Raw genomic sequence first — 22,282 nt, 5'->3', positions numbered from 1 at the left:
GGAATCATCCACCTTTTTACGTTCCAAAACCTGGATGATATGCCAGCCGAAACCCGATTTTACCGGCTTGCTGATTTTATTGACGGCCAATTCATCCATAGCCTTCTCAAATTCGGGCACCAGTTCGCCGGAGTTTACCCAACCCAGATCACCGCCTTTAATGGCGCTTGCGGCATCCAGAGAATATTGTTTCGCCATACGGGCAAAATCCTTCCCGGCTTTTAATTGCTGATACACATTAAAAGCCTGTTTTTCAGCCTCGGCAGACGTCATACTTGCATCTTGCTTGAGCAGTATATGCCGTACATGGGTTTTAGTGACTTCGTGTTTTTGCGGTGCGCCGCCAATTTCTATCAACTTGATCAATTGAAAACCGTTTCCGGTACGCAACGGTCCAGCCACGTCGCCTTTTTTCATTTTAACGACCTGGCTGGCAAAAATTTCCGGCAATTCCGCGAGGTTGCGCATACCCAGATCACCGCCTTCCAAAGCAAATTCACCACTGGATTCGGCAATGGCCAGACGGCTGAAATCCTCGCCTTTTTTTATTTTAGCCAGTAATTCACGGGCTTTTTGCTTCGCTTTGTTTAACTGCTCCGTAGTAGGCTCCTCGGGCAAAGGGATAACAATATTCTGCAACTGATAAGTATATTGCGCCTTGTCCTGGTACTTGGAAGATTTCAGGAAATCCTCGACCTGTTGCGAGGAAATAGTGATATCCTTGCCCACAGCCTTTTGCTGCAGCCGGCTGATTAATATTTCCTTACGAAGGCTCTCGCGATACTGTTGCCAGTCCATGCCGGTCTTGCTGATTTCCTGACGCAGTTCCGATACGGAAAGATGATTGGCTGCGGCAATTTTATCAATAGCCTCATTAAGCTCGGTGCTGTCGATAGCCAAATTATTCTGTTTCGCCAGCTGTAATTGCAAATCAACGTCAATTAAATGCTGCAGCACTTGTTTACGAAGTGTATTCTCCGGAGGCATCTCCATTTTTTTGGCGATCATTTGCTTGCGTAACAAATCCACCTGCGAATCCAGTTCACTTTTCGTAATAACACCATCATTGACTAAGGCTACCACGCTGTCCAACGGTTGCGAAAAGACCATTGTCGGTATTAATAAAGCCAACATTACCATTCGCTTCAGCATCTACTATTCCTCTAATTTGTCTTTTTGCCCGCATTTTGGGTTAATTCTACTCATAATACAAGCAACTTTGTTCATAGTACGTCATCAACTGCATTATTTACAATCAAAATGATTCCAAATAACTCCATCTTACGCCAACAAACCTGTTGATGGCTTGCCTAATCTAGCACAATTACCGTCTGTCAGTGATGAAAACCATCGAGATAACCTGGTATATAGGTTTGTATCCTGCTCGCCGGATCATTGTTACCTACCGATCCCAATCCTTTCAAAAGAAATTGCAAATAAACGTTGTTATTATATTGCGGACGCAATTGATTGTTTAAGCTTCGAAAAGTTCGTCCTCCCATTAACCGGACAGCCCAACAACAGCTGTCGTATTGCAATCCGAGAAAAGACATCATTTCATACTGCTTGCTGACATTGTAACTATACGCTCCCAAGCTGCTCCACTGCTCATTAAAAGGCCATGCGTAAGCCAGCGTTATCTGGTTCAGGGAATTATCCTGTATATTATTACTCGAAGCGACCTGAGTGATATCGCCATTGACCAGATAATTATATCCCAGGCTGATAATATGATTGATTTCGGGCTGATAATGAAAATTCAGATGAGCATTGTTGGTGCTATGAGTGTAGGGATCCCAAATATAATCACCGATCACCGACCAGGCCGAATTGAAGCGATAGACAGCTCGGGAAGCAATGGGTGAGGATTTGGCCAGCGGCGATAAAAAGCCCAGTGTATCCGGGTTTTCAACGCAATAACCCGAGGCACTCTGACAAAGCAACACGTTTCTGTCCGCGAAATAACGAATCTGACCCACCGCCAGGCTCGCTTTTTCCACACCGCTTTCCTCAGAAATCCATCTTGTGGTCACCGCATAAGCAAGTTGATTAGCATCACCAATACGATCGTAACCGGAAAACCGGTTGGTTCGGAACAACTGATCCGTATTAAAAATCATATACGCCGAGTCATAAACCGGTATGTTTGTCTGATTTTTAAACGGCACATACAGATAATACAGTCGTGGTTCCAGTGTCTGGATCAAGCCATGATTCAAAAATCGGGTATAACGTTCAAAAAATAGTCCGCTGTCCAAACTGACTCTTGGAATGGTTCGGCTGAAATGTTCATTGGCTATGCTGCCCATGTCAAGCGCATTATAATAACTTCCGGTAAGCATCGTTGTGCCGGCAATATTGCGCCCCGCACTTCGGACATCATAATAATTTTGCACCAGCTCGACCGACGGTGTTATGTAACCCCAGGGTTTATTCTGTGGTAACGACAAGACGGGATTGAAATAATATCGGGGCCCCTGGGGTTGAAGAAGAACATGGTTTGGCCAATTGAAATAATCAAATTGGCCATGGAGAGTCAAATTACCGTTGAACGGCAAATCATCATAACTGCCGATAGCCAATAATTGCGGCAAGCGCTCGTAAATATCGCTAATCGGCGATAAATTCACAGGCTGCAACGTTTGATAACTTTGCACCATGCTGCGAAATAACCAATGATCCGTAGTATAGGAGATATCACCCTGACGCAGCAATTGCCGTTCGGTGAGAAGCGCTAGGTTCGTACTGAAATCCTGCAGATAATAATCATCAGATACCTGCTGGACGTTAATATTCATCCGCAAACCAGGATAAAACTGTGTCGCGTTCTGCACCTGAAAAGACCACCGGTTGTTTGAATTGCCCTGCAACTGCGGAAATTCCAGGCTATTATCGTTCAGAAATTTCTGATAGGCGCGATCGTCAGGCAAAAAATTGCCGCTTATAACACCGGCCGACTGCTCGGTTAGAAAGCGGAACTGCCCTCCCATCATCAAACCACGACGAGTGTAGACATGCGGTATCAGAGTCGCGTCATAATTAGGGGCAATATTCCAGTAATATGGCAGGGAAAAATCTACCCCTCCCACGTTCGATGATCCAACCACCGGCATTAAAAACCCGGATTTACGCTCCCTGGATGTGGGAAAACTTAAGTACGGCGTATAAAAAACAGGAACATTTCCGATCAGCAATTTAGCATCACGAGCAACTCCCGTCGCGCTGGCCTGATCCAGTTTGATGGACTTCGCTTCAATATGCCAGGCTCTATCCTGTGGAGCGCACGTGGTATAAGTGGCTTGTTGCAATAAATAATCCTTATTGGCAAACCGCTCAATCAAGCTGGCTCTCCCCCAGGCAGGCAGTACGGCACCTGGTTTTAGCGAGGTAAACCGATACAACACATCTTCCACATGTCCCGAGCGATCCTGCGGATTAATACTGGCTTTTCTGGCTATCATGAGCCGTCCGGGCTCCAGATATGTCACTTCCCCCAACAGTTCAATTTTGGTCACCTTATTGGATTGGGCGTCACGATAGACATAAGCGGTCTGGGCATTCACCACCCGCCCGGTCTGACGCACCTCCACATTGCCGGCCAGTCTGGAGCGTCCCTGCTGGTATAATGACACGTCATCAGCCAGGATATTCACCTCATCCTCATCGCTGAGCGGTGCAACATCCAGCGGTTGATATGTGCCCAGACATAACGACTGATCCGGATTGGGCTGCCAGCCTAAACATTGGGCAATTTTAGCGCGACGATCGTCATCCAGATCGATATTGCGAGGAATAACGCAGGCTTGCACCGGTTCGATGACCGTAGCACCTGCGCGCAAGGATTGGTGGTACAGCATGGTGGAAAAACAAACGGCAACAATACCAATAGCCGGGAGCCATTGCCGTTTAATGACCGAATTCAATCTCAAAATAACGCCCTTCAACCGCATTGGCAGCCGTAAAACGAATTGTCGACAAACCCTGATGTTCACCGTCACCAAAATACCTTATGATCCTGGAGCACAACGTGCACGGAATTCAAATCATTAGCCTGGTTTGGCCAACCGTCTGTTGACATTTGCTTTTTCGCAACGAAAATGATGCCGAATTACGGTAATGAAAGCAAATACCAACAGCCCTAAACAGGCATGTTACGTAGTCAAGCTCGGGAGTATAACATGCAAAATCGACAAAACGCACTGAACAAATGGCTTAAGGAAAACCTCCATGTTGACCATTTTTCATTGACACCGTTAACCGGCGACGCCAGCTTCAGACGCTATCTACGCCTGCGTTATTCCGGAGTCAGCCGGATTGTTATGGACGCGCCGCCGGACAAGGAACCTTTGCGCCCTTTTGTTTATATTGCCGACCTGCTGCGTCAAGCCGGTGTACATACCCCTGAAATTTACGCGTATGACAATCAGGCGGGATTCGCATTGCAGGAGGATTTTGGCGACACACTTTTGCTGAGCTGTCTAAACTCCGATACCGCCGATGCCTTGTATGGTAAAGCCATGGATACTCTGACCCTGCTGCAAGCCTGCCCGACAAGCGACGACCACAACACGCTGCCTGTTTTTGATCAACCATTCATGATGGCTGAAATGGAATTATTCAGAACATGGTTTGTGAAAGGTTATCTGCAATTAACTCTGGATCAGCAGGAAGAGGCACTGATCACCCAAACGTTTCAAACGATAAGCCAGGACATTGCCCGGCAACCGCAAGTTTTTATCCATCGTGACTATCATTCACGAAATATCATGATACTGGAAAACGAGCGTTCTCCGGGCATTATCGATTTTCAGGATGCCATGCTAGGTCCAGTCACCTATGATTTGGTATCCTTGCTGAAGGATTGCTATATACAATGGCCGCGCGAACGGATCAGCCGCTGGATCACCGACTTTTACGAACAGGCACCGCAGGCAAACCAAATGCCCCTGCCTTTGTTTACCAGTGCCTTTGAACTATGCGGATTACAGCGCCATTTAAAAGTTTTAGGTGTGTTTTCACGCCTGTATCTGCGTGATAACAAACCTGATTATTTAAAGGATTTACCCCTGACGCTTCATTACGTTCGGGACAGCCTGGAATCCCGCCCCGGTTTTCAACCTTTTTATCAATGGATGCAAACGAGGATCCGATTACCATGAAAACCGCCATGATTCTGGCCGCAGGTCGCGGAGAACGCTTAAAACCACTGACAAACAGCATTCCCAAGGCCATGTGCGCCATTCAGGGAATACCACTTATTGAATATCATGTTAAAAATCTGGCGAAAAGCGGGTTTCAGCGCATCATTGTCAATCACGCTTATCTGGGCGATCAGATCCGCAGGTATCTGGGAGACGGAGGAGCGTGGGGCATTGATATTTGCTATTCTCCCGAACCTCCAGGTGGGCTGGAAACCGGTGGCGGCATTTATAATGCGTTGCCCTTACTGGGAGATCAACCTTTCCTGACGGTGAACGCAGACATCCTGACCGATTATGATTTCAGCGCCCTCACGATTCCGGACTCATCGCTCGCCCATCTGATACTAATCAATAATCCTGTCCATAACGCCGGCGGCGATTTTGATTTTGGTCATGATAACCTGCTTACCAATAACCGGCGTTACACGTTTCTTGGCATTGCCTGTTATCGTCCCCAGGCTTTCTCGCGCTGTCGTCCGGGTCGGTATTCCGTAACCCCGACTCTCCGCACTCTCGTGGATGAAGGCAGCGTCAGCGGCGAATTGTTTGCAGGGCACTGGCTGGATATTGGATCGATGGCTCGCCTTAATCAGACTAATGAATACGGTTTCAAGTCATGAACATCCTCTTCGTGAACATTCGGGCTTTGTATACGATAGAGCAAGAGGCCGGCTTTTGAAAGCCTGCACCAGCATCGCGCCCTTGTGTCGCGGACAAACTGCGGCACTAGGCTCTGTGAACCAAAATTTTCACAGCTGCAAATGCGGCTAATTGGCGCCATTGTGTCTTTGAATTCGTTAAATAGAGCCCGCTATTCGCCTCATTCAAAGACACAATGGCACTCAATTATCCACATTTTTGCTTTGCGAAAAAATTGGTTCACAGAGCCTAGGGCTGGGTGAATAGTTCGGACGAATTACCCTTTCATGCCGGTACCGGCTGACGGTTCTTCCGGTTCGTTCTTCGTCTCCGGGGCGGTAGTTCCCGTTGTTGCGGCTGTAGATGCCGCCACTTTCTCTTTGGGCGCTTCCCGAGGCTTTTGTTTTGGAAATTTGTGCTCCTGAGCGGTAAAGGTAATTTCCTCGCCTTTCAATTTGCCCTCCAGAAATTTCTGGAAACCTTCCTTGGGATCATTAATCTGCTGGGAAACCTTTTTGGTATCCGCTTTGACAGGGTTTCCTGCCTTGTCTTTCAGTTTTTCACCATTACTGTCGCATTCATAGATGATACTGCCTTCACTGAGGTACCCCTTATCCGCAAGCCAGGCGTTGAAAATTTTGTCCATATAGGCAATCGCTTCCGAATTCTCCTCGGGATCCAGTGATTTCCCATCCACACTATAGCCTCGAACCAGTTGGGCGATATCACTAATGGCAAAATCCATTTTGAGCGCGCCTTTAACCTGCTCTTTCAGTGACGTCAGGGCATTTTTGGAAATATTACCCTGCATGTTCCTGAAATCACTGCCAGCCGGTGCTTCGCCGGCCCAGGTATCTCCAATCGGCGTCATTTGAAAATAAACGTTTTGTTCAAACTCACGGACCGTCTTGCGAACAGCCGCGGATGATTCGTAAATTCCCTTACCGGCTTTTTTTAATATATTTTCAAATTGCTCGCGAGAATAGGTGGCTACTTCCGGAGTTTTTTTCGCAAGTTCGAAAAGTTTCCTCAGATCTTCCTTAGTCGGTAGATAGATTGTTGCCTTTGCCATTTTACAAACCTCGTCTGGTATATAAATAAAGTATATACGGTCAAGCTTTCCTTAACATTAACAAAGGTAACCTGGTGCCGGTTTTACTCAGGCAACCAGGATCCTAATCAAATGGATTGGGCAGTTTGTCGGCCACGGAAGCATATTTTTTATTACGCATGGATTCAAAGGTAAATTCATCCACCTGCATGGCATCCCAGCAAGCATGCTCGATGGCCACCAAATCATCCATGTCCTGCTGCGACAATTGCCCGTTACTGACTTTCTCAGCCAATTTTCCAGTAAGTGCTTGAAACTTATATCGTTTGAGATCAATGATTTTTTTGTAGAGATCGCCTTTTTCAATCAACATTTGCAAGGTATTTTCCATTTTATCAACGGGTTGACGACGATCGCCGGACAGGTAAACGCGCTTTTTAACAGCGTTACGATAATGGTTATTCCCCATCATGATTTTCGCCAGTCGATGATCAAGTTTATCGCAAGGGTAGCGCATGGTCTGTCCCAGAGGGAAGGCCAGCAGGCGCATGCAAACCCCCAGAAATCGTTGTGGAAAATTAGCGCACAACGCCAGCAAAGCTTGTTGCGCATGATAAAAACAATAACGCACCGCCCACTGGGCATGTACTTTCTCATCCGTATTTTTGCCGTGTTCCTCGTAATTACGCAACGCCCCCATGGCCATATAAAGGTACGACATGCCGTCGGCCAGACGCGCCGATAGCCGCTCCTTGCGTTTTAAATCACCGCCAAGAACTATCAGGGACAAATCAGCCATCCAGGCGTAAGCATGACTCAAACGCGCCAGACGTTTGTATTCTCTTTTCAAATCATTATCCGGAGCCTTGATAAAAAGGCCGCCAGTCCATCCGGAACAGATCGTTTTGGCAAAATTACGCATAAAATAATGAATATGCTGCCAGAGCAGGGTATGAAACGCGGCCTTGTCTTTCCGGGAAATGGCGTAAAACTCCTCACGCACGAAAGGATGGCAAGCCATGGAGCCCTGACCGAAAATCAAGAGATTACGGGACATGATGTTGGCGCCTTCCACGGTAATAGATACCGGCACCCCCAGATAAAAAGAGGTGAGGTAGTTACGCGGACCGACAACAACCGCCCGCCCGGCATGAACATCCATCGCGGCATTGACCGTTTTTCTCGCCAGTTCGGTGTTAAAATATTTGGTGATTGCCGAAGCGACGGACGGCTTTTTGTGTTGATTAACGGCAGCAACCGTCAACAGGCGGGTTGAATTAATCAGATAGTTTAACCCGGCGATTTCAGCAAGCTTTTCCTGTACCCCCTCAAATTGCCCGATCTCCACATTAAACTGGCGACGTATGCGCGCAAAGGCTCCAGTGGTTAAATAAGCGATGGTGGAAGACGCCGCGCCCAAAGCCGGTAAAGAAATGGAACGGCCTATGGATAAACATTCCACCAGCATATGCCAGCCGCGACCGGCATTTTTCTGGCCGCCGATGATGGTGGAAATGGGCACTACGATATTGTCCCCGCGCAACGTTCCATTCATAAACGGTTGCTCCGCCGGCAAATGGCGGTTGCCGATTTCAAGATTTTCCGTATCTCTGGGAATCAATAAACAGGTGATTCCTTCCTCGCCTTCTCCTTTCAACAGGCCATCCGGATCTTTCAGGGTAACCGCAAGACCAATCAGGGTGGCAACCGGGGCTAAGGTAATCCAGCGTTTGTTCAGGTTATTAATACGCAGACACAGCGTTGTTTTACCATCTACTTTCTTTTTAATAACGGTGGCTTCAGACTGGATAGACGTGGCGTCACTGCCCGCGCCCGGCTCGGTTAAGGCAAAGCAGGGGATATCAATGCCCTTGGCCAGATTGGGCAGATACTGTTTCTTTTGCTCGTCGGTACCATAATAATGCAGCAATTCACCGGGCCCCAGCGAGTTAGGTACCATCACGGTGACAGCAGCTACTCCGGAACGGCTGGCAATTTTCATGACGACATCAGAATGCGCACGCGCCGAAAATCCCTTACCGCCAAACTCCTTGCTGATAACCAGACCCAAAAAACCCTTTTCCTTTAAAAAAGTCCATACGTTCTCTGGCAAATCCCCTTCCTGCATGACAGACCACTCGTCCAGCATGCCGCACAACACCTCGGTTTCATTATCGAGGAATCGCTGCTCTTCTTCCGTCAGTTCCGTAGAAATAGCATGGAGCTTCTCCCAATCGGGAGAACCGGTAAAAATATCCTGCTCAATCCATGTATCGCCGGCGTTTAACGCTTCCTCTTCGGTTTTGGTCAGTTTGGGAATGGATTTTTCCGCACGCACGTATGCAAAATTACTGATGGCGGCACGTACCTGTTCCACGCGGATAACCACATCAATGGCAATCAGAACCAGTGCGATGCTTAAGGTAGGCAGCCAGTGCATGCCCAGCAAGCCGGTAGCCAGCAGAAGATAGACCACGCTGCCGATTTCCCATACGACAGGTTCCATAGCGCGGTAGAGCACCACAAGAGTAAACGCGAGATAAATAATGAATAACAATGTGAGCATGGTAATCTCTTCCTTTGTATTGCGTAAAACAGCGAGATAATTGTTGTATAGAGCTTAGGCTCCGTGAACCAAAATTTTCACAGCTGCAAATGGGGCTAATTGGCACCATTATGTCTTTGAATTCGTTAAATAGAGCCAGCTATTCGCCTCATTCAAAGACATAATGGCACTCAATTATCCACATTTTCGCCTTGCGAAAAATTTGGTTCATGGAACCTAGGCTCCGTGAACCAATTTTTTTCCGATCGAAAACAAGGCAACTATTGTTGCACAGCAAATAATAATTTCCTGTAGCCCGTCATGAAGGCGCAGCCGTAATGCGGGATAACCTTCCTAATTGGCACATCAAACCCGCAATAGGCCACAGGCCTCCTTACGGGCTACGGCTTTTCCGCAAAAAAATGGTGCGAAGAAAATTTGGTTCACAGAGCCTAGTATATACCGTTAACGAGGTATATTGCGAGAGAGAAAACGCATCAAAACAATGAGTTTTCTTGCGACGGGTTCGTCCTTTTCAACTCATCGCTTGCCTCAACGACCGGTTGCTTCGACTGAATAATATTCTCGGGTCTGGAAAAGAAGCCGTTTCTTGAGCTTGCCAGGCTGCCTGAATACTCATGAGGTCCAGGTATCATGACGAATGATTTGATGGCCTCATCAAAATCCACCATGCTGTCCATCAATCGTTCATGCTCGTCGGAAACCGGTATAGTACTCTCCCGTTCCATCAAGATAAAACTGGACGACATGAGGTCAATGGATTTACCGACCGATTGCGACATAATATCCATTTTGGCCGATCCCTCTTCAGGCGATGAACGCCCGAACAGGCAGCCTGCGCCAGCCACCAGCCTGAAGAAACCACTGACCAGATAAGTACCGTACCCCTTGGATGACTCTGCAGCCACAGAAGGATGCGTTTTGGCATAATAGGCCGCCATGTCGACCCGCCCGTTCGCATCGAGGGAAGGTTGTTCCGGCAGCACCTCTATCGGTAACTTGCCCTTGCCTTTGTCCACGCGGTTCCCAATCCGTTCCGGCGCAGGTTCATCCTCATGGATACTCTGCCCGATTTCATTGATCGTCTTGAGCGATTGATACAGGTTTTTAATATGCTCATAGGCCGCTTTATAATCGTTCCGTGTATTCCTGTAGGCCTCGGTATTACGCACGTCATTGAAAGACAACTGTCTATCCAGCTCGTCGCGAGCGTCATCCATGGCTTCTTCCAATTCCGCATAAGCTTGTTCCAGATCTTCGGGTAGCATTGCCTCCGGATGATTCAATTGTTCATCCACCAACCTTTTCATGGTCTGCAAACGGGTTTTTAATGTGTCCAGCACCGCTTTTTCTGTCGTGATCGCCTCCTCGGAAGGATAAACCTTGATTGCCTCGCGAATACGTTTGAGAGGCACCAGGGCCAGCAGGGTGGTCGCTTTAGCCACCAGATAATCGGTAAACACAGTTTTTAAGGCTGCCAACCCTATACATTTTAAGGTCACCAGCGTTATCAGACCGATTTTTTTGGGCACGGAATAATCACGATTATTGGCAATGTCATTGAATTCCTTACGGTGATACCAGATTTCAAAGCCAAGCTTCACGGTGAAACGGATTGCTGCAACGACCGCCAGCGCGACCAGCCCGTAAACGCTCGCCGCACTGCCTACCGCACCGGCGATGCCAAGTGCGGTAAACAGCGCTTGCGTCACACCGCCGCCCGCTAACAATGGGGCAATCACTGACGCCCAGAAAGCCACCAGGCTGATTCCCTCATAGAGCATGGCGCCAATTTTATAAATCAGGCGCGGGTAATTGTTTTTTGATTTGTCGTACTCCACCGCAGCGACGGTACGCCCTAATTGCCGCTCTTGCTCATTATCTTCTAACCGGCGCTCACGTTCAGAGAACGCTTGCCCAATCCTGGTTTGAGTGCTGCCTAACACCTCCTGCAACCGTTGCAAATAAAGCCTGGATGCCGTTTCGTGCGCCGGTTTCAGATTGCGCATCAACGTTGCGGGGGTCGTTGATTTAGGATGAAGAACGATAAAGCTTTCATCCAGACCGGCATCATGAATGGAAACGGTTTCATCTTCCTTATCCTCGGGTTTGGTCATTTCCATTTGCTGAAGAACCCGGCTTAACAATTCCAGTCCCTGCTGCTGCAATTCATCTCGCATCCCCGTTCCCAGCTTTTCGGAAGCGTCAAACGCCATAAGAAGAAAACGATTGATAAGCGCCATACGGATCACCATGTCATTGCCCGGATCACTGAAATCCAGATTGCTTATCAGAAATTGCAATTGATTGTTTGTCTCTTCCAGTTGATCCGCCTTGTGTTCCTTTTTAAACAGTTCCTTGTCAAAGTCCTCAAAAGCCCTCACCAAATCATCGATTTTGCTCTCGGAACCGCCTTCTTCCTCAGGATGGTCGAGCAATGCCTTAAACAGGAAGCGCAGGCATTCATCAGTCTTCATCTCAGGATTTCGTTGTTTGATGGCCCGATACTGCAAATAATACATGGCAAAGGCATCACGTTTTTCAGGCGCAACGTCACCCCGGTTTTCAGCCATGGCGTATTCGTAGGCCCCGGCTTCAACTGATTTTTGAATTTCGATGCCCAGAAGCGGGTAGAGACGGTTTCTCGCCGCTTCCACGACCTCTTCGGCTTTATCGGCTACGATGCCGCCGTATTTCTTTTGAAGAGACTCCAAAGCTCCTGCAAGCAAAGCCTTCGACGGCCCACTCTGAAAAACCTGAAAAGCTATTTCTCCCAGAAAAGGGTAAGGAAACAGTTTGACGACCGTATTTTTATCAATATTGCCAATAAGGTCCAAAGCGGCTTTGTTGACAAAATTCTGGCTCCAGTCCCACAGGGATTCGCCGCCGGTTCCAAGGCCGATGAGCTGGTTAACAAGCTCATCCATGATTTCTTCCTGACGGGGCATGATATTGGCAAGCGCCAACGGATCACTTAACACCGGCATTAATTCCGGGACAGGATGATCATTCAAATCGTTAACAAATTGTTGCTGCGCTTCATAAATGACACCCAAATCCGTGTCTTTTAAATAATAAGTCAGCAAATTATCCAGAAAATGGCTATCAAAATTGTCGCTTTCCGACGGCCAGACATGCCAGGCGAAGCGAACGAGCTTGCCGGGCAAGGACAACATAGACATGTCAGTCAGATTTTTCCTGGCCTTCTCCAGGTCTTCGCCATTGAGCAGGCTCTCTATACCTTGAGCGAACTGATCCGGATAATTTTCAATACTAAAGCTCAGTTCATCAAGCTTGGCTTTAAGAACTTCAATGTATTTAATCTTGTTAGCACACAAGCGAGATAAATCAGATCCCTCTTCACTCAACTCCTGCAACAATTTACAGGCATCCAACTGTCGTTCCAAACCGCTACTGATTTGTTCAAGCACCGGTTTTACGGTGTGTAACGAATGTTTGATGGTTGCGATTAGTTTCTGATGAGGCGTTTCGCAAATTTCCCATGCGGGTGCTTTTGCCTTGCCGGATGAAAAACCATTCAAAGCGGTTTTCAAGGATTTTGCCACGTCAAAGGGAGGTTTGATGGCCACAAATTCGTCACTGTCCCCAAAGCAGTCTTTGAGCTGGCGAAACTCTTTGGATGATAATAAAACTCCTGACTTTAATTTTGAGTAAATATCAGACAGATTTTTAACATAGGCTTTATTAACTCTGATTTTCGGTTCAGGGCGATCAATGACCTGCTCCAGAAGCGGTATAAATTGCCTTTGCATAAACCGCAGCAAAACCCTTTCCGCCGCCGGCTGTAAAAATTCGTTGCCAAAGGCCGTGATGCTTTCATTGCCGACTTCTTTAACCATCGCCAATGCCGCGGTTAACTCTTTCAAAGCAAGTTCCTGCCTGGCAATATCTATCTCTGTGTCATCATCAAACGCGGCTTCCAAATCCTTTAAACGATGAATCATGACCAGCATGTCAAATTGTGCAGGCGCCACCGCCCCACGCAAGGATTTTGGCAACGCATCTTCCGAATCGAACGCCGAGGTGGCGAAAGCCTCGATCCTTTCGGCCAATGGCTTTTCCAGTTTTATGTCAGCAAAAAATTCTTCCAGTTTTTTATACTTTTTATAATCGACAGAAAGTCCTTCGGTGGTTTTTTGCAACTCCCCCATGTACGCATAAAAAAAACGTTCCCGTAAAGCGTCGAACGAATCGAGGGGATCATAAATACCACCGGCTTTAGCGAGTTCAAAAAAGGACAGGTACGCCAAAATCGATTCAACACGAACTTCAGATTTTCCGCGTGCAATAGTAGACAATACTTTTCGGTAGGAATCCGGTTCATTAAAATACTGCCGGACGGATTCGGGAATAAAATAAGCCACGCCATTGTAAAATATCCCGAATCCCTGGTTGACGGCGGCAGCCGTTTTTTCCACTACGCCATTGACTTTGCGCAGTTGTTCGTAATATTTTCGTGCTTCCAGCAACCAGGGCGGCAGCAAATCGCTGTCAAGCGACTCTGAAACGCCGACTATCTGCTCAAGGTTGGAAAACATTTTTCCGATGCCTTCCATGCGATCGACAATATTGTCTTTCCGAATCACATCGATGGTTTCATAAGCCAAACCCTCCACTCCGGCAGCCAGGTTGGCACATTCCTGAATCGGTTGCAGCAAGGTATTTTCCACGATGGATTGCAGGGAATCGAAATGCACGCCCATCGATGCCAGCAACTCCTGACGGGCACGGCTCATCTCAGGATTTTTTGCAGGGAATATGTTTTTCTTGCAGCGTTCCAGTAATTGATTATTTTCAATAACCTGATTCAGAAACGGTAATAATTCCCTGGAAATAGTGTCTATTAATTCACCGTCTATCGGTAATTCCGGCATGGTGATTTGAACGGCAATTTTTAACGCCTCAATCGAAATACCTGAGGCAACCCCCTCTGCACCGATCGCCTGATCCATGGTGTCCAGAATGGCGGTGAGCATCTCCGTGCTTTTTTTAGGCAAATAATTAACACCCTTGTTTTCAGCCATCCGGATGCAGAATTTTTCCAGAACAAAGGGCAGGGCCAGTAATGAATCCAGATAGGTGATATGCGCTTTAAGGGCCTCAACGTATTTTTCCAGAGAGGGGTCCTCAATTGGACCTCTGTAGATGGATTGATCAATCGGCGTATTCATCAGCTTCTTGATAGCCAGCTCACTGTTTTTCCGCGCTTTATCCAGATTGCTCAAATAGCCGGTTTTGAGCAGTTTGATAGCCCAGGGATCCGCTTTCGCCCGCACCACCTCATCAACGATACTCTGGGCAAAATCGTTCAACTCTCTCTGCAAGGATGTACTGAGCGGATCTTCCCAATACAAAGGCTTGCTGCTGACGGCCTGGCACAATTCATCCCATTTATCAGCCTGCAGAATCGTTTGTCGTCTGAAGGCAATATGCAGATGAAACGCATAGGTTTCGGAAGAAACTTGAGCGTTATCCAGAGTGAAACCACATAAATCCAGAATAAACTGACTAAGGCTTTTTTTGCTATCGGCTATTAACATCACAACTCTCATAACCGGTATGCCGGACATACCCAGGGTTCAATTAAATATAACCAGTATAAAGACCAATTATTAAGAGAATATGATGAAAGAAAAATTAAAAACCACTTTGCCCGTATTAAATACAAAAAATCATGGGAAAGATTAGACAGTCGCCGCTCCTATTGCCATCCATCCATGAATAGACTAGCGTAATAGTTTGTTTCACAAGGGTTTTAGTATGAGCACACGTCTGGTATGGAATTTTGAAATTGATACGGGCAGCAAAATCCCATTCCCGTCACTACCTCATGCCGACAAGGAGTCACTGCGGTGGGAATCACGTTTTTTCTGGCCAGAAGACGCCATCATTACCGTGCATGGATTGGATGAGACATACCTGAATCTTTCCCATTATGAAAGCAAACATCGTAGCGATACCTATTACCTGCTCGCCGATTATGATTTTAATCTGAAGCAAAGACGCGGGGAATGGCTTTATAAACCCCTCCTGCAAGAGAGCGAATCGCTGCAAGGATTCGGTAAAAAAATAAATGTGCGTCTGTTGTCCCCCGACACGCCAATACCTGCCGCGTCAAACATATCCGCCGGTCAGCTGCTCACCTTGCTGGAACAGAACTCAAGACCCGTCACCGTGGAGAAAGAAGCGCTCATCTATCGATTTGACAGCAAACCGACAATAAAAATGGAATTATCGCGCCTTGACACGGATCTCGGCACTTTTTTCAGCGCCTGCGTCGAAGGCCGCTGCGCATCGCTGGTCACGCAAATCAGCAATCATCTTTTTCCCAAACAAACACCCTGTGGTTATGTGCCATTTTTAAAGCAAGAGATTATTCATGATTAAAACACTGTTCGCCATCATGTGCAGTTTCGGGAAAATCGGTTTGATTTCCCTGGGCGGTGGTAATTCCATGCTGAAATTAATCGAATACGAAGCGGTTACCTATCGTCATTGGGTGGCGCCCGAGGAATTCATTAATATGGTCAGTTCCACATTTCTGTTCCCGGGTTTAACCGCTGTGAAACTCTCCGCACTCATCGGCTATAAGGCCGCGGGGATTTCGGGGCTGCTACTCGCCGTTGCCTGCATCAACTTACCGGGATTATTACTGGCTCTGGTCGGTTATCGGCTTCTTATCACCCACCATGGTCCGGTAACTCACAAAATTATGGTCTCGGTTCAATATGGCGCGCTAGCGTTGCTGGCTGCCGCCACGTTTTCCATCGGGCAGGGCGTTGTCGGGGTCTATGTGTCGTTGCCGATGATCGTCGCTTCCCTGTTATTTTTTCTGGCGCTGGTCTATCTGCAATTATCACCGTTTTGGGGGTTTATCGGGTTTATCGGTATCTGTTTTTTTCTGGTACGATAGACTCTGTGAACCAATTTTTCTTCGATCAAAAACAAGGCAACTATTGTTGCGCACCAAATAATAATGTCTTGTAGCCCGCCATGAAGGCGCAGCCGTAATGCGGGATAACGTTCCTAATTGGCACATCAAACCCGCAATACGGCCGCAGGCCTCCTTACGGGCTACTACTTTTTCGCAAAAAATGGTGCGAAAAAAATTTTGTTCACAGAATCTGTGTGCCTGGCAAGACTATTGCTTGTGTAAAATGAAACAGAATGTAATAAATACCTAAGAGGGAGAGCCGTCGTGAGTGATGCTCTGGACAATCCGGAATATTATATTAACCGGGAATTCTCGGCCCTTGCGTTCAACGAACGGGTATTCCTGCTGGCGAAAAATGAGCGGATCCCACTATTGGAACGCATGCGCTTTCTGTGCATATGTTCCGGCAATCTCGACGAATTCTTTGAAATAAGGGTCGCGGGCCTGAAAGAAAAAATTGCCTTATCCACCCATCAGGTAAATATTGATGGCTTAAGCGCGGAAGAAATCCTGTCGCATCTCAGCAAGAAAGCGCATTTGCTTAGCGATGAATTGTACGAGGTTTATAACAAACAGCTCCTGCCGGCCATGCGCAAGGAAAATATTTATTTCCTCAACACCAGCGAATGGAATGACGATATACAATTATGGGCCAAACACTATTTTAAAAACGAAATATTACCCATATTAAGCCCCATCGCCCTGGATTTAGCCCATCCTTTCCCCCGTCTTTTTAACAAAAGCTTAAATTTTATCATCGCCTTGCAAGGCCGGGACGCGTTTGATCGCAGCATCGATTACGCCGTCGTACACGCACCACGCTCCCTGCCGAGGATGATTCACTTGCCTTCCGAATTATGTACCGACGGGAAAATCTATTTTGTCCACCTGTCCTCCATAATACAGACCCACATTCACCGCCTGTTTCCTGGCATGGAAATTAACGGTTGCTATCCCTTTCGCCTGACACGCAACAGCGATCTGTTTTTACGCGAAGAAGAAATTGACGATTTGGCCGTCGCCATGCAAAGGGAATTATTTTCCCGACATTACGGGCATGTAGTCCGTCTTGAAATAGACAAGCAATGTCCGGCTCCTATCGTGGGTTTTCTTCTCCAGAAACACCATCTTCATCATGAGGACAGTTATTATTGTGCGGGGCCGGTTAATCTGCAACGTTATTATAATGTAGTCAACAACATTGACAGGCCGGATTTAAACTATCCGCCTCTTGTCGTTCAGTACCCCTTTCTGGGACAGCAAAAACGCAATCTGTTTAACGTCCTTGATGAACGCGATATCCTGCTGCACCATCCTTACCAGAGCTTTGATGTGGTGGTTGATTTCGTACGGCAAGCAGCCGCCGATCCCAATGTGCTTGCCATCAAGCAAACGTTGTACCGTACCCGCTCGGATTCAATGATGGTACAGGCCCTGATTGAAGCGGCCCGCTCCGGCAAGGAAGTGACCGCGGTCGTCGAACTACGTGCCCGTTTTGATGAAGAATCCAACCTCAAGCTGGCCAACACCCTTCATGAAGCCGGCGTACTGGTACTCTATGGGGTGATGGGTTATAAAACACACGCCAAAATGACACTGGTCGTTCGTAAAACCCACGGAAAACTGAAACGCTATGTTCATCTGGGCACAGGAAACTACCATGAACAAACAGCGAAACGCTATACCGACATCGGTTTATTAACCTCGGAGGCCGCGATAGCGGGGGACACCCAGATTATTTTCCAGCAACTCACCGGACTGGGCAAAACCGTAAAACTGAAAGCCATATGCCACTCCCCTTTTACCTTGCAAAAAAACCTGTTGCAGCAGATTGAAGATTGCATCAACGTCGCAAAAGACGGTAAAGACGCTGAAATACAGATCAAAGTCAACGGCTTAACCGACAAGACCATGATCAAAGCCTTGTATCGAGCGTCCCAGGCAGGCGTCAAAATTATCCTGCTGGTACGCAGCCTGTGCTGTCTGAAACCCGGTATTCCAAAGATTTCCGATAATATTCGCGTGATCTCGATTGTCGGTCGTTTTCTGGAACATCATAGGATCTATTATTTCCGCAAGAATGAGGAAGAACTTTATTTTTGTTCCAGTGCGGATCTGATGGAGCGCAATCTCTATAGCCGTATTGAAATTATGTTTCCTATTCTTGATGAAAATTGTCAAAAACGCATCAAGAATGAAATCCTGAAAAACTACCTGAAAGACAACAGCAATGCCTGGGAAATGCAGGCCAACGGCAGTTACAAGGCGTTAACCGGCGGTAACTACAGCGCGCAGGAAAAATTAATCCAGCAATACGCAACCAAAACTTCCTGAGCGATTTTTCCCAGTACTGTTTCCATTTCATTTTGCAAGGTTCTGTCATTCCCGCGAAGGCGGGAATCCAACTATCTGGTGGCGCGTGCCATTATAAAAATGGATCCCCCGCCTTCGCGGAGATGACACAAAAATAGAGCACAATGTTCAACACCATCTTGCAAAATTACATGGAAACAGTACCAGGCTCCGTGAACAAAAATTTTCTTCGCACCATTTTTTGCGAAAAAACAGTAGCCCGTAAGGAGGCCTACGGCCGTATTGCGGGTTTGATGTGCCACTTATGAACGTTTTCCCGCATTACGGCTTCGCCTTCATGACGGGCTACAAGACATTATTATTTGTTGCGCAACAATAGTTGCTTTGTTTTCGATCGGAAAAAATTGGTTCACAGAACCTAGGTTCCGTGAACAAAATTTCTAATTAGTTGAAAAAAAGGCAGTTTCTATAGTGAAATACGATTTGCCGTCGAAAAATCACTAAAAAACTGCCAAAATGAATAATAACATATCAGAGCAAGTATGGAACCGACTCTATTCTTTTTTGCGAGGAATAAAAGGTCTTCATACACAAGAAGAAAAGAGATTGCGCCGATTTATAGAAGGGATTTGGTATATATTGCGGACGGGATGTCAATGGCGTCTTCTTCCTGATTATTATGGGCATTGGCGCCAGGTTCACAGACGATATAAAGCTTGGTCTGATCGAGGCATTTGGTCTGAATTAATGTGTTCAGTCAGTGATATTGATGATCAGGCCGTTATGATCGATGCAACGATTGTGCGTGCTCATGCTTGCGCATCAGGCTATAGCAAACAAGGAAACGAAGCTCAGGCACTGGGCCGTAGTAAAGGGGGCTTTACTACCAAAATACATGCTGTGGTTGATGGGTTAGGTAACCCTATTCGATTTACTCTAACAGGCGGACACAGAAACGACATTACTCAAGCGGCTGAATTGCTAAAAGAACAGCGCAATACATTAGTACTTGCTGATAAAGGATATGATTCACAGCCATTCATTAGCTCCCTGAAGAGTCATAATTGTTGTCCGGTGATCCCATCGAGAAAGCATGTAAAATGTCCAAGAAAAATTGATAACGAGGTCTATAAAGAGCGGTTCTTAATCGAAACTTTTTTCTCAAAAATAAAGCATTTCCGCAGGGTTTTTTCACGTTTCGATAAAACCATTTCAGCATTCTTAGGGTTTATTCACTTTGCCGGAGCGCTGATATGGATGCGTTAGAAATTTTGTTCACGGAACCTAGGGCGTGTCCTCATTCTGTTTCACGACTAAAACCTGTACTAATTTGCTCAAATTACAGTTTGAATTCGTCAAACAGGGCTGGCTATTCTCCTCATTCAATCTGCAATTTGCGCTAAATTATCCCAACTTTTAGCTCGCGAAACAGAATGAGGACACGCCCTAGATCATTAACGTCTTGTGGTGTTTTCCGGGTTCTTCCCTGGCCAGTTTCGGTACCAGATAACCGGGGAGCAAGGTTTGCAACCGGCGATAAATTGCCAGGGCACGCTCTTTGGGGACATCAAAATGGGCCGCACCGGCTACCTTATCCAGAAGATGTAAATAATAGGGTAATATCCGGCAATCAAAAAGCGCCTCGCTCAACTCGGCCAACACGTCCGCATCGTCGTTAACGCCTTTAAGAAGTACGGATTGATTCAGCAAGTGACATCCCGTCTCCACCAATGCCAGGCAGACATCCCGCACGGAATTATCAATTTCCCGCGCGTGATTACAATGAATAACCACGACTTTGCGTAAAGGTATTTGCCGTAATAATGCAAGAAATGATGAATTAATACGCTCCGGCAACACCACCGGAATGCGGGTATGAAAACGGATGGTGCGTACATGAGCAATATCACTCAGAGCCGCCGTCAATTCGCTCAGCATCCTGTCGGAAGCCAATAGCGGATCACCCCCGCTTAAAATCACTTCATGAATCGACGGGTTATCGCGAATATAATCCAGCGCCACGCGCCATCCTTCACGGCCGGGGTTATTATCATGGTATGGGAAATGGCGACGAAAGCAGTAACGGCAATTGATTGCGCACACACCCGTCGCCGTCAACAATACCCTTCCCGGGTATTTATGAATTAATCCTTGTACCCGATTGGCTTTTCCCTCTTGCAAGGGATCCGATTCATACCCGGAGACATCCTGCAATTCCGCCCTCACAGCCAGCACTTGTAACAACAGAGGATCACAGGGATCACCCGGTTGCATGCGAGCGGCGAACCCTCGTGGCACGCGAGTCCGAAATTGCCTCTCTGCCGCAGCACAAGCCGGATCGGCAGGTAAATCCAGATACTTAAGAAGCTCATCCGTTGAGGCAAAACCTTGCGCCAGAATTTTTTGCCAACTCACCGAAGCATCTCGCATTAAATGTACAAAATTGGTAAACTGCGTGAACTTTAGCGAAAATAAAACCAAATCTCAACTGCGGAGCACGAATGGCTATCTATAGCACCAACGAATTTAAAAACGGTTTGAAAGTAATGATCGATAACGCGCCTTGCAGCATCGTCGATTGCGAGTTTGTCAAACCCGGAAAAGGGCAGGCTTTCACACGCGTTAAAATTCGCAACCTGAAAACGGGGCGCGTCGTTGAGCGAACTTACAAATCCGGCGAAACGCTCCCTTCAGCCGATGTTGCTGATGCTGAAATGCAATACCTGTACAACGATGGCGAACACTGGCATTTCATGGTGCCTGACACGTTTGAACAATACGCCATCGCCACCGAAACGCTTGGCGATTCGGCACAATGGTTAAAAGAACAGGACATCTGTGTCGTCACTTTATGGAATAATGAACCCATTCAGGTTTCTCCGCCTAATTTTGTCGTATTGGCCATCACGGAAACCGATCCCGGATTAAAAGGGGATACTTCCGGTGGCGGCGGCAAACCGGCCACCCTGGAAACAGGAGCTGTCGTTCGTGTACCGCTTTTTGTGCAAACCGGCGAATTGATAAAAGTGGACACGCGTACCGGAGACTACGTATCGCGTGCAAAGGAATAAGCCTCTGTTTACTATGGTTGTTGTTCATTCCAGAACAGCGGCTTTTTTTCATTCGCGCAGAGCCTCCTGGCCGCAACAAGGCCAGGAGGCTCATATCGCTACGACGAAACTTCTGTTTACTTACCAACCCGGACCAAAATAACTGCCATAATAGGTTGTGCTGTTACTGTACCCGTATGGGTTACCCCAACCTGCTCCCCAATAATAACGATTCCTCCAATAAGGCTTGTAACCATAATAACCGACTGAATACACATAATCACTATTATAGCCGGGAGAATAGGTGGCGGTCGTGACCGAGCAGCTGCTCATCATAAACGCCGATATCAAAACCGCCATGGACAACAGAAACGTTTTCATGATCGCATCCCAGCAAAAAAATGGTATATTAAGTATAAAATATGATCATTATATTTACAAATAGATGGTTTTATGGACTTGAAATATCAACATACTCGAGGTTCCGGGTATTTATCTATTTCAGAC

14 protein-coding genes (1 of these 14 running past the window's edge) are annotated in these 22,282 nt (G+C 47.0%); 7 read left to right on the top strand and 7 right to left on the bottom strand.

Going from position 1 to position 22,282, the window contains the following annotated elements; translation table 11 throughout:
• Positions 1–1,152, bottom strand: the 5' portion of a protein-coding gene (locus CKW05_RS01555; RefSeq protein WP_058482699.1) for a peptidylprolyl isomerase. 129 nt of this gene lie to the left of the window's left edge; 1,152 of the gene's 1,281 nt are visible here — the first part of the coding sequence; its start codon is at positions 1,150–1,152; its stop codon lies beyond the left edge, outside the window.
• Between the two features lie 182 nt (positions 1,153–1,334).
• Positions 1,335–3,857 (bottom strand): LPS-assembly protein LptD, encoded by a 2,523-nt coding sequence (locus tag CKW05_RS01550; RefSeq protein WP_231950732.1) that lies wholly within the window; start codon positions 3,855–3,857, stop codon positions 1,335–1,337.
• Positions 3,858–4,178: 321 nt separating this feature from the next.
• Here CKW05_RS01550 and CKW05_RS01545 point away from each other — a divergent pair, with 321 nt between their 5' ends.
• Together CKW05_RS01545 and murU are read left to right on the top strand one after the other, a co-directional pair.
• Complete coding sequence (locus tag CKW05_RS01545; RefSeq protein ID WP_058482701.1) at positions 4,179–5,159, top strand: aminoglycoside phosphotransferase family protein; 981 nt, start codon at positions 4,179–4,181, stop codon at positions 5,157–5,159.
• A complete protein-coding gene (gene murU, locus CKW05_RS01540; RefSeq protein WP_058482716.1) occupies positions 5,156–5,821 on the top strand; it encodes an N-acetylmuramate alpha-1-phosphate uridylyltransferase MurU in 666 nt (221 codons plus the stop codon). The genes CKW05_RS01545 and murU overlap by 4 nt, the downstream gene beginning before the upstream one ends.
• Positions 5,822–6,117: 296 nt before the next feature.
• Here the strand turns inward: murU and CKW05_RS01535 are convergent, their stop codons facing one another.
• The 3 genes from CKW05_RS01535 to CKW05_RS01525 all read right to left on the bottom strand — a co-directional run bounded on the left by CKW05_RS01535 (position 6,118) and on the right by CKW05_RS01525 (position 15,030).
• Positions 6,118–6,912 (bottom strand): hypothetical protein, encoded by a 795-nt coding sequence (locus tag CKW05_RS01535; RefSeq protein ID WP_058482702.1) that lies wholly within the window; start codon positions 6,910–6,912, stop codon positions 6,118–6,120.
• A 103-nt stretch (positions 6,913–7,015) separates the two neighbouring features.
• A complete protein-coding gene (locus CKW05_RS01530; RefSeq protein WP_058482703.1) occupies positions 7,016–9,457 on the bottom strand; it encodes an acyl-CoA dehydrogenase in 2,442 nt (813 codons plus the stop codon).
• Positions 9,458–9,933: 476 nt separating this feature from the next.
• The gene (locus tag CKW05_RS01525; protein ID WP_133141204.1) at positions 9,934–15,030 is read right to left on the bottom strand and encodes a hypothetical protein; all 5,097 of its coding nucleotides are present in this window, start codon (positions 15,028–15,030) and stop codon (positions 9,934–9,936) included.
• Between the two features lie 208 nt (positions 15,031–15,238).
• Here CKW05_RS01525 and CKW05_RS01520 point away from each other — a divergent pair, with 208 nt between their 5' ends.
• From CKW05_RS01520 to CKW05_RS01500, 4 genes are all read left to right on the top strand, one after another.
• A complete protein-coding gene (locus CKW05_RS01520; protein ID WP_058482705.1) occupies positions 15,239–15,865 on the top strand; it encodes a hypothetical protein in 627 nt (208 codons plus the stop codon).
• Entirely contained in the window at positions 15,858–16,391 is a 534-nt protein-coding gene (locus CKW05_RS01515) for a chromate transporter (protein ID WP_058482706.1), read from the top strand. Before CKW05_RS01520 ends, CKW05_RS01515 begins: the two co-directional genes overlap by 8 nt.
• 285 nt (positions 16,392–16,676) lie before the next feature.
• Positions 16,677–18,746: a polyphosphate kinase 1 gene (ppk1, locus tag CKW05_RS01510; protein ID WP_058482707.1), complete on the top strand. Its 2,070-nt coding sequence runs from the start codon at positions 16,677–16,679 to the stop codon at positions 18,744–18,746.
• 495 nt (positions 18,747–19,241) lie between these two features.
• Positions 19,242–19,991 (top strand): IS5 family transposase, encoded by a 750-nt coding sequence (locus CKW05_RS01500; RefSeq protein ID WP_058483223.1) that lies wholly within the window; start codon positions 19,242–19,244, stop codon positions 19,989–19,991.
• A 180-nt stretch (positions 19,992–20,171) separates the two neighbouring features.
• Here the strand turns inward: CKW05_RS01500 and epmB are convergent, their stop codons facing one another.
• Positions 20,172–21,155, bottom strand: coding sequence for an EF-P beta-lysylation protein EpmB (gene epmB, locus CKW05_RS01495; protein ID WP_095140683.1), 984 nt, complete (start codon positions 21,153–21,155; stop codon positions 20,172–20,174).
• Positions 21,156–21,226: 71 nt separating this feature from the next.
• Here epmB and efp point away from each other — a divergent pair, with 71 nt between their 5' ends.
• Positions 21,227–21,796, top strand: a complete 570-nt coding sequence (gene efp, locus CKW05_RS01490) for an elongation factor P (RefSeq protein ID WP_058483248.1) — start codon at positions 21,227–21,229, stop codon at positions 21,794–21,796.
• A 120-nt stretch (positions 21,797–21,916) separates the two neighbouring features.
• Here efp and CKW05_RS15275 read toward each other — a convergent pair whose 3' ends face one another.
• Complete coding sequence (locus CKW05_RS15275) at positions 21,917–22,156, bottom strand: hypothetical protein (protein WP_126339403.1); 240 nt, start codon at positions 22,154–22,156, stop codon at positions 21,917–21,919.
• Between the last annotated feature and the right edge of the window lie 126 nt (positions 22,157–22,282).

Source organism: Legionella spiritensis (assembly GCF_900186965.1).
In the GTDB taxonomy this organism is placed as follows: domain Bacteria; phylum Pseudomonadota; class Gammaproteobacteria; order Legionellales; family Legionellaceae; genus Legionella_C; species Legionella_C spiritensis.
This window is presented reverse-complemented; position numbering and strand designations above follow the sequence as displayed.

Coding starts and splice junctions, on each gene's coding strand:
- CKW05_RS01530 (WP_058482703.1), bottom strand. CDS start 9,457: ATGCTCACATTGTTATTCATTATTTATCTCGCGTTTACTCTTGTGGTG.
- murU (WP_058482716.1), top strand. CDS start 5,156: ATGAAAACCGCCATGATTCTGGCCGCAGGTCGCGGAGAACGCTTAAAA.
- efp (WP_058483248.1), top strand. CDS start 21,227: ATGGCTATCTATAGCACCAACGAATTTAAAAACGGTTTGAAAGTAATG.
- CKW05_RS01545 (WP_058482701.1), top strand. CDS start 4,179: ATGCAAAATCGACAAAACGCACTGAACAAATGGCTTAAGGAAAACCTC.
- epmB (WP_095140683.1), bottom strand. CDS start 21,155: ATGCGAGATGCTTCGGTGAGTTGGCAAAAAATTCTGGCGCAAGGTTTT.
- CKW05_RS01500 (WP_058483223.1), top strand. CDS start 19,242: ATGAATAATAACATATCAGAGCAAGTATGGAACCGACTCTATTCTTTT.
- CKW05_RS01515 (WP_058482706.1), top strand. CDS start 15,858: ATGATTAAAACACTGTTCGCCATCATGTGCAGTTTCGGGAAAATCGGT.
- CKW05_RS01535 (WP_058482702.1), bottom strand. CDS start 6,912: ATGGCAAAGGCAACAATCTATCTACCGACTAAGGAAGATCTGAGGAAA.
- CKW05_RS01525 (WP_133141204.1), bottom strand. CDS start 15,030: ATGAGAGTTGTGATGTTAATAGCCGATAGCAAAAAAAGCCTTAGTCAG.
- CKW05_RS15275 (WP_126339403.1), bottom strand. CDS start 22,156: ATGAAAACGTTTCTGTTGTCCATGGCGGTTTTGATATCGGCGTTTATG.
- CKW05_RS01550 (WP_231950732.1), bottom strand. CDS start 3,857: ATGCTGTACCACCAATCCTTGCGCGCAGGTGCTACGGTCATCGAACCG.
- CKW05_RS01520 (WP_058482705.1), top strand. CDS start 15,239: ATGAGCACACGTCTGGTATGGAATTTTGAAATTGATACGGGCAGCAAA.